The sequence below is a fragment of the Paraburkholderia sp. Ac-20340 genome, assembly GCF_017104965.1.
In the GTDB taxonomy this organism is placed as follows: Bacteria; Pseudomonadota; Gammaproteobacteria; order Burkholderiales; family Burkholderiaceae; genus Paraburkholderia.
Genome location: NZ_JAAGPR010000052.1, coordinates 36,644 through 43,793, shown reverse-complemented (window position 1 = coordinate 43,793; position 7,150 = coordinate 36,644). Strand labels below are relative to the sequence as shown.

At 60.0% G+C, this 7,150-nt stretch carries 6 protein-coding genes; 2 read left to right on the top strand and 4 right to left on the bottom strand.

What is annotated here, in order from left to right:
* Positions 1 to 259 precede the first annotated feature (259 nt).
* The gene (locus G3N59_RS35035) at positions 260 to 1,828 is read left to right on the top strand and encodes an IS66 family transposase (RefSeq protein WP_205987510.1); all 1,569 of its coding nucleotides are present in this window, start codon (positions 260 to 262) and stop codon (positions 1,826 to 1,828) included.
* Here G3N59_RS35035 and G3N59_RS35030 read toward each other — a convergent pair.
* The 3 genes from G3N59_RS35030 to G3N59_RS35020 all read right to left on the bottom strand — a co-directional run bounded on the left by G3N59_RS35030 (position 1,776) and on the right by G3N59_RS35020 (position 4,523).
* Positions 1,776 to 2,249, bottom strand: coding sequence for a transposase (locus G3N59_RS35030; RefSeq protein WP_205987507.1), 474 nt, complete (start codon positions 2,247 to 2,249; stop codon positions 1,776 to 1,778). The genes G3N59_RS35035 and G3N59_RS35030 overlap by 53 nt on opposite strands.
* Positions 2,250 to 2,547: 298 nt before the next feature.
* Complete coding sequence (locus G3N59_RS35025; protein ID WP_205987505.1) at positions 2,548 to 3,495, bottom strand: pyridoxal-phosphate dependent enzyme; 948 nt, start codon at positions 3,493 to 3,495, stop codon at positions 2,548 to 2,550.
* Between the two features lie 62 nt (positions 3,496 to 3,557).
* A complete protein-coding gene (locus G3N59_RS35020) occupies positions 3,558 to 4,523 on the bottom strand; it encodes a DMT family transporter (RefSeq protein WP_205987504.1) in 966 nt (321 codons plus the stop codon).
* Between the two features lie 84 nt (positions 4,524 to 4,607).
* Here G3N59_RS35020 and G3N59_RS35015 point away from each other — a divergent pair, with 84 nt between their 5' ends.
* On the top strand, positions 4,608 to 5,558 hold the full coding sequence (locus tag G3N59_RS35015; protein WP_205987503.1) for a LysR family transcriptional regulator: 951 nt from the start codon (positions 4,608 to 4,610) through the stop codon (positions 5,556 to 5,558).
* Between the two features lie 133 nt (positions 5,559 to 5,691).
* On the opposite strand, the gene G3N59_RS35010 is transcribed toward G3N59_RS35015, so the two are convergent.
* Positions 5,692 to 7,131 carry an amino acid permease gene (locus G3N59_RS35010; RefSeq protein WP_205987502.1) on the bottom strand — a complete coding sequence of 480 codons (1,440 nt, stop codon included), beginning with the start codon at positions 7,129 to 7,131 and terminating at the stop codon, positions 5,692 to 5,694.
* Positions 7,132 to 7,150 lie beyond the last annotated feature (19 nt).

Sequence of the window (7,150 nt, the reverse complement as noted above, 5' to 3'; positions counted from 1 at the left end):
GACGCAGAATCTCGATTTCCATGTACTCCTCGTAGCTGATCACGGGCCGCCCAAAAGGAGCAACCCTACAACGAGGTGTATCAATTCCTAACTGCGTTGCTGTATCAATTTACAACTGCGCGCGACATATCTCTCTGACGGTCGAGCAATTGCACTGGTTGCTCGACGGCATCGATCTGGCTCTTATCCAGAAGCACCCACGCCGGTTTTACGAACGGATCGGCTGAACGCCCGGCGCATCTGGACGGTCTAACTGGCCATGCCGAACGACATCGTCACACTCAGTGCCGAAGAGTATCAGGCGCTACTCGCCGAGCGCGACGCACTGCGTGGCGAGCTTCGGCTGGCGAAGGCTGAGCGCGACCTGGCAGAGGAGAGCCTACGTGCCTATAAACACGAGTTGTTCGGCGCGTCGAGCGAGGCTCGCGCGACTGATCAACTCGGCCTGTTTAACGAGGCCGAAGCACTCGGTACTGACGCCGCGCCCGCACGTGAGGATGAACCCGCCACGCAGGTTGCCGGGCACACGCGCGGCAAGCGCGGACGCAAACCGCTCGATCCGCATCTGCCGCGCGAGATCGTGCGGCACGAATTGCCCGAGTCGGAGCGCTTCTGCGCGCACGACGGCCATGCGCTGGTTGAGATCGGTGTGGAGACCAGCGAGCAGCTCGACGTGATTCCCGAACAGGTACGCGTCGTCCAGCATCAACGGGTGAAGTACGCGTGTCCCTGCTGTGACCTCGGCATCAAGGTCACGCCAGCACCGGCAAGAATTATCCCTCGCGGGCTGCTCACGGAATCGGCGCTCGCATGGATCATCACCGGCAAGTACCAGTACGGCATGCCGCTGTATCGCCAGGCAACCCTGCTGCGCCGCTTCGGCGGCGACATCTCGTCGAACACTCTGGCGGCCAGCGTTGTTCGCGTTGGTCTTGCCGCGCAGCCCGTGATCAACCTGATGCGCGATGTGCTGCTCGACTCGGAACTCATCTACGGCGACGAGACAACCTTCCAGGTGTTGAAGGAGCCAGGACGGCGACCGCAATCGAAGAGCTATCTGTGGGCGCAAGTCAACGGCTCGGGACCGCCCGTTAGGATGTTCTCGTACTCGCCGGGGCGTGGCGCCCAGCATGCGCAGCGGCTCTATGCGGGCGTGAAGCCTGGTACCGTGTTGATGACCGACGGCTATGAGCTATACAACGGCATCGCTCGTGATCACCGGCTCGTGCATCTCGGTTGCTGGGCGCACGTGCGTCGCGGATTCATCAAGGCGGAAGAGACCGTGCCGAAGGCCGCGCGCACGCCGGACCTGCTGGCTACACGGTTCGTCGGGCTGATTGGAAAGCTGTTCGCTGTCGAGGCGCGCGCAGCGAAGTGGACAGCGCAACGTCGGCAGCGGCTGCGTGCTCGCTACAGTAGTCGCGTGCTCGCCGTCATCGAGCACATGATGGTCAAGCAACTGCCGACGATCGTGCCGTCGAGTTTGCTTGGCAAGGCTCTCCAGTACATGCATGGACAGTGGCCCAAGCTGGCCCGCTATGTCGAGAACGGGAACTGGCCCATATCGAACAACCTGTGCGAGAACGCCATCAGGCCGTTCGTCATCGGAAGGAAAGGATGGCTGTTTGCCGGCACCGTTGCCGGCGCGCAGGCGAGCGCCAATCTCTACTCACTGGTTGAAACCTGCAAGGCGAATGGCATCGATCCTTACCGCTATCTCGTCTCGCTGTTCGCGAAGTTGCCCCTTGCCGCAACCGCTGACGACTATGCGGCGCTCATGCCGTGGGCGCCGCCTGCCACCCTAACCTCTGAGGGGCGTGGTCAATAGACCGCTTACGATTGATCTGCATGGCCCGGAACTTGACGAGCGACGAGCGCATGCGATTCAGACCGAGAATGGCTTGCTGATCCTCCGTCATGGCCGCGACGGTGTTCTTGCCTGGCTGCTGTGCTGCAGTCCAGATCGCACGGGCAGTCGCGGCGCCGGTTCCATTTAGGTCTACTAATGCGTGAATAAACTCGCAACGCAACAGAACGACCTCGTGCCCCAGTGTGCGGAGCCTGCGACCCCACCAATCGGCGTTCGCGCAGGCTTCGAGTGCAATGCGGCCAGCAGGCCGCTGCGAAAGAAAGGTCATCAGGTCCGCTCTGCTGAACCTGCGATTGGCGCCGTCGCTGTTCTCCGCGTCGGCCCAGTAGATCTGGAACACGCGCTTCGAAATATGGAGCCCGTATGTTGTAGCAGGCATTTCGGGCCTCGGTTGCTCAGGTGGCTGGGGCGAACCTCCACATTGGCGCATTAACGCCCTCCGGTTGCCCAGGCTTCAACGCATCTGGTCTTCTCACGGAAGGCGGCCATTTCCCAACCATCTCGGACGAACATCGCCCCACGCATGATCAGCATCCAGGGCAGCAACGCCGCTTGCCTGGCCCAAGGGACAACCAGCTCAAAGCAAGGCGCCACATGTCCTTTGGGTCGTCGAAGCGTGCTGCGACAACATTGACCCGCAGAGAGTCCTGTTCCGCGCGATCCTACTGGTGCTGCAATCAGTGAGACCGTTCCGACTGCGCAGCGGCAGCCTTGGCTCGCCATTCCTGAATCTGCTCGTGAGTCGCTGTCGCCCCGCCGCATACAATGGCGAGGGGGGCCTTGAAATCTGCGATGATGCTCTGGTTCCGGCTATAGATGGCTGCCAGCGTCGCACCGCACGCGGGCTCGACCAATACCCGATGGTCGTGGAGGAAATTTTCGCAGGCCTCCAGCGCCTCGAGATCGGACACAACGTGGCACCGCACGTCATGTGAGCGGCTTACCTCGAACGCGTTTGTACATACTCTCTTTGCGCCGAGCGACGTCGCGACGCTCGTGATCGCGTCGAGTTCGATCTGGACGCCTGCCTGAACCGATCGGGCGAGCGAGTCCGCTCCTTCCGTCTCGATGGCAACAACGGGGATATGCCCGAGACCATTGCGTCGGAGCCCTTCGACCACGCCTGAGAGAAGACCGCCCCCTCCCACCGACACGATGACAGAATCGAACGACGCCTCCGCTCTGACCACCTCATCAATCATGGTCGCATGCCCCGGCCACATCGTCGGATTGTCGAACGGGTGCACGAAGGCCGACGAGGCATCCAGCATGGACTGAGCAAGCGCATTCGCCTCCATCCACGATGCGCCATGAACGATCACAGTGGCGCCCTCCTGCTCGATAAGCGCCTTGGCCTTCATGGTTGTGGTCTCCGGTACAACAACGGTAACGGGGATCGACAACTTGCGCCCGGCGTAGGCCGCCGCAATTCCCGCGTTCCCGCCCGAGGACGAAATGAACCGCGTTTTCCCTTGACGCGCATATTCCTCGCAAAGGGCGCCAATTCCGCGGATCTTGAACGACCCGCTCGGTTGGAGCGCCTCAAACTTCAACCACACAGACTTCCCGCTCAGGATGCTCAGCGGACGGGACTGGAACAGTGGCGTTTCGATGTGGAGCGGCATGTAAGACCTCTTCTGCAAAAAAATGGCAAATTGCCGGTAAAAACGATGTGGCAGGCGCGACTTCAGCCTTCCGCTTTAGCTGCCTGATACGCTCCTTGATTCATCCGCGCACCGCGTCTCGACTCGAGATTCGAGAAGACGAGTCCCGCCAATATCACCGTGAAACCCACGAAGTGATAGATGCGAATCGTCTCGCCGAGCAACAGGCTGGACAGCAATGCTCCGTAGACCGGGATGAGGTGGATAAACAGCCCTGCACGGGACGGCCCCACCCTGGCAACACCCGCCATGTACAGGAAAGTCGCCAGCAACGACGCCACAAGCGCGACGTAGCAAATTCCCAGCAGAGACGAATGTGTCCATACTGCTCGATGACCCGCGCAGTACTCCCACATGAAGCACGGGAACAGAAAAAGCACTGCAATCAAAAGCTGCGCACCAAGGAGGCCCGCTGGATTGAGGTCGTCTGGCAACGCCCTGAGCCAGAGTGAATACAGCGCGAAGCACACCATGCCGAGAAATACGATCGCGTCGCCCGCCGAGAACTGCAGGGCGATGAGCCGGCTGAGTTCCCCGTGCAGAATGATGACGAGCACGCCGGTGCAGGAGAGTGCCATCCCCACCACCTGGTTTCCGGTGAAGCGCTGTTTGTAAATGAGTCCTCCAAACAGCACGATCAGCACGGGAATGATCGAATTCAGCAGCAGCGCGTTAGAGGCGGTCGTGGAATGGAGACCGGCATACACCAGGAGATTGAAACCCGCCAACCCTGTAAGCGCGGTTCGCACCAGTTGCCACCGAAGATGCCAGTAGCGCCTCGCGTCCCGACGGATAGCAGGCCAGGCGAAAGGTGACAGGCAGACCAACGCAATCAAATGGCGAACGAAGGCGAGCGTCATGGGCGGCACATCGGTCCGAAGTGCCCGTCCGACCACGAAGTTGCCGGCCCAGAGCAGAGGGGGCAATGCCAGGGCCACCCAGGCCCCCAGATGGCGTGTGGTTGTAGCGAAGTCGCGGTTGGTGGGCATGTGAAACCTCCATATACAGGCTTCACATTGTGAATACAGCGGTTTCATGTAACAATCGGATGCAATGTAAATGATATTTACGTTATGCGTAAAGCTCTCGACGGCGGTCTTCTCCACGCAATGCGCGCATTTCTCCGGGTCATCGACAGCGGCAGCTTCACCGCCGCGGCCGAGCAGATGGACCTGACGACAGCGCAAATCTCCCGCCTTGTCACCGAACTCGAAAACCGTCTGGGCGCCAAGCTCCTTCAACGATCGACGCGCCAGCGCGTGCTCACGGACGTCGGCGCCGACTACGCTGAACGCTGTCGCGAGGTGATTGCCCTCGTCGACGAGGCCGAGGCACACGCATCTGGCACGAACATGTCGCCGCAGGGGCGTCTTCGGGTCCAGTGCATGGTCAATTTCGGACAGCACTATGTGGCACCGATGATGGCGGACTTCTGCGCCAGCTATCCGCAACTGAGCGTCGAATACAGCACATCGCAATACGTGCCCGACCTGCTTGCCCGCGGCGTCGACGTCAGTCTGTACCTGGCCGAATCATTGGCCGACTCAGGAATTGTCGCGCGGCGACTGGGTACGACGTTTTCCATCCTCTGCGCTTCGCCTGACTACATCAAGCGCCATGGCGAGCCGCACACGCCCGACGACCTGAACCAGCATACCGCTCTGCGACTGGTCAATCCGTCCATTCGTCCAGAGTGGAACCTGACTGACGGGAATGGCACCACACAGCAACTTAGCCCGCGCGGAAAACTGATTGCGGATACGCCCGACATGGTGCTGGATGTCGCGCTGCGAGGTGCGGGTATTACGTTACTGCCACTTTTTACGGTAATCGATGACGTTCGCGCGGGCCGCCTGAAACGCGTCCTGCCCACGTGGCGATCACCAGACATTGGCATCTACGCACTTCTGCCATCGCGCCATTACCTGAACGCGAAAACGAGAGCGTGGCTCGAATGGGTGGAGCAGCGAATCACGCCGCAACTCAAAGCAGACGCCAACTATTTCTCCCAGAAAACGCGCTGACGCTCCTCCCACCATCGAACGGGTACCGAAAAGGCTGTGCTTACTGCCGCCCATCCTCCCGGTACCGTCTCGCATTGCAGCGGTCATTCCGGCTTCACCGCTGCATATCGACGGCTGTCGAAAGCCACGACTGTCAGTTTCTCCAGGCACGCTCCCCGACTTCATAGCCCCGCCCAGTCGCCTCGGTCTGCAACACTGATTTACGCCGCGCATACGCGAAGTAAATAAAAGCCCCCAAGGCGAGCCACGTTCCGAATGCGATCCAGGTGATGGGCTTCAGGTAGGCCATCAGGACGAGACAGAACGCGATTGCAAGCGCGGGCACCGCTGGCACGCCCGGGCAACGGAAAGCCCTAGGCAGGTCCGGTCGCTTCTTTCGAAGCACAATCACGGCGACAGCGACGAGGCAGAACGCTGCGAGCGTGCCAATGTTGACCAGTTCAGCAAGCACACTGAGCGGAACCACAGCGCCGATCATCGAAAACAGGATGCCGACGGTCCAGGTGGTGAGAAATGGTGTGCCGAACTTCGGATGGATCCTCGAAAACTTTTTCGGCAATAACCCGTCCCTCGACATCGCGAAAACGATACGCGTCTGGCCGTAGCACATCACGAGAATGACGGTTGTCATACCGAGGATAGCGCCGAGATCAACAAATCCCGCGAACCAGGGTTCTTTTGCGTACTGCAAAGCCAGCGAGACAGGGTGGTCGACACCAAGAAACTGCTGGTACGGCACGATGCCCGTTATGATGGCCGACACGACGATATAAAGAATGGTGCAGAAAGCGAGTGAGCCAATGATTCCGATGGGAAGATCGCGCCCCGGACGTTTTACCTCTTCAGCGGCAGAGGACACTGCGTCGAACCCGATGAACGCGAAAAAGACGAGTGACGCGGCACTCAGCACACCACCGTAGCCAAACGGTGCGAATGGATGCCAGTTCGCCGGCTGGACATGACGCATCCCAACGACAATGAAGAGGATGACGACTGTCACCTTGATCGCCACCATCAGATTGTTGATCCGCTTCGTCTCCCGGACACCAATCGAGAGCATCGCCGCAATTGCGAGCATGATGACTAACGCCGGCAGATTGCAGTACGTCACCGCACCGGGGACGGCACCAGGGGCTGCCGTTAGAGCGACCGGGAGGTTCAGACCGAATCCCGCCATGAGCGACTGGAAGTAGCCGGACCAGCCTGCCGAGACAGCAGAGGTCGCGAGCCCGTACTCGAGCATGAGGTCCCAGCCGATCATCCAGGCAACGAATTCTCCAAGTGTGGCGTAACTGTACGCATAGATCGACCCTGCGACGGGGACCGTTGAAGAAAACTCCGCGTAACAGAGCGCCGCAAACCCGCATGCCACGGCCGCAACGACAAACGAAAGCATCAGCGCAGGTCCTGCCGTTACCGCGCCCGTCCCTGTGATCACAAAGATCCCTGTGCCGATGATTGCGCCAATCCCCATCAAGATGAGATCGAGCGGCCCAAGTACCTTCTTCAAACCGTTGGGCTTTTGGCTCGAAGCAATCATCGCGTCGATGCTCTTCGTCCTGAAAAGATTCATTGTCTGTCTCCGTCTCTAG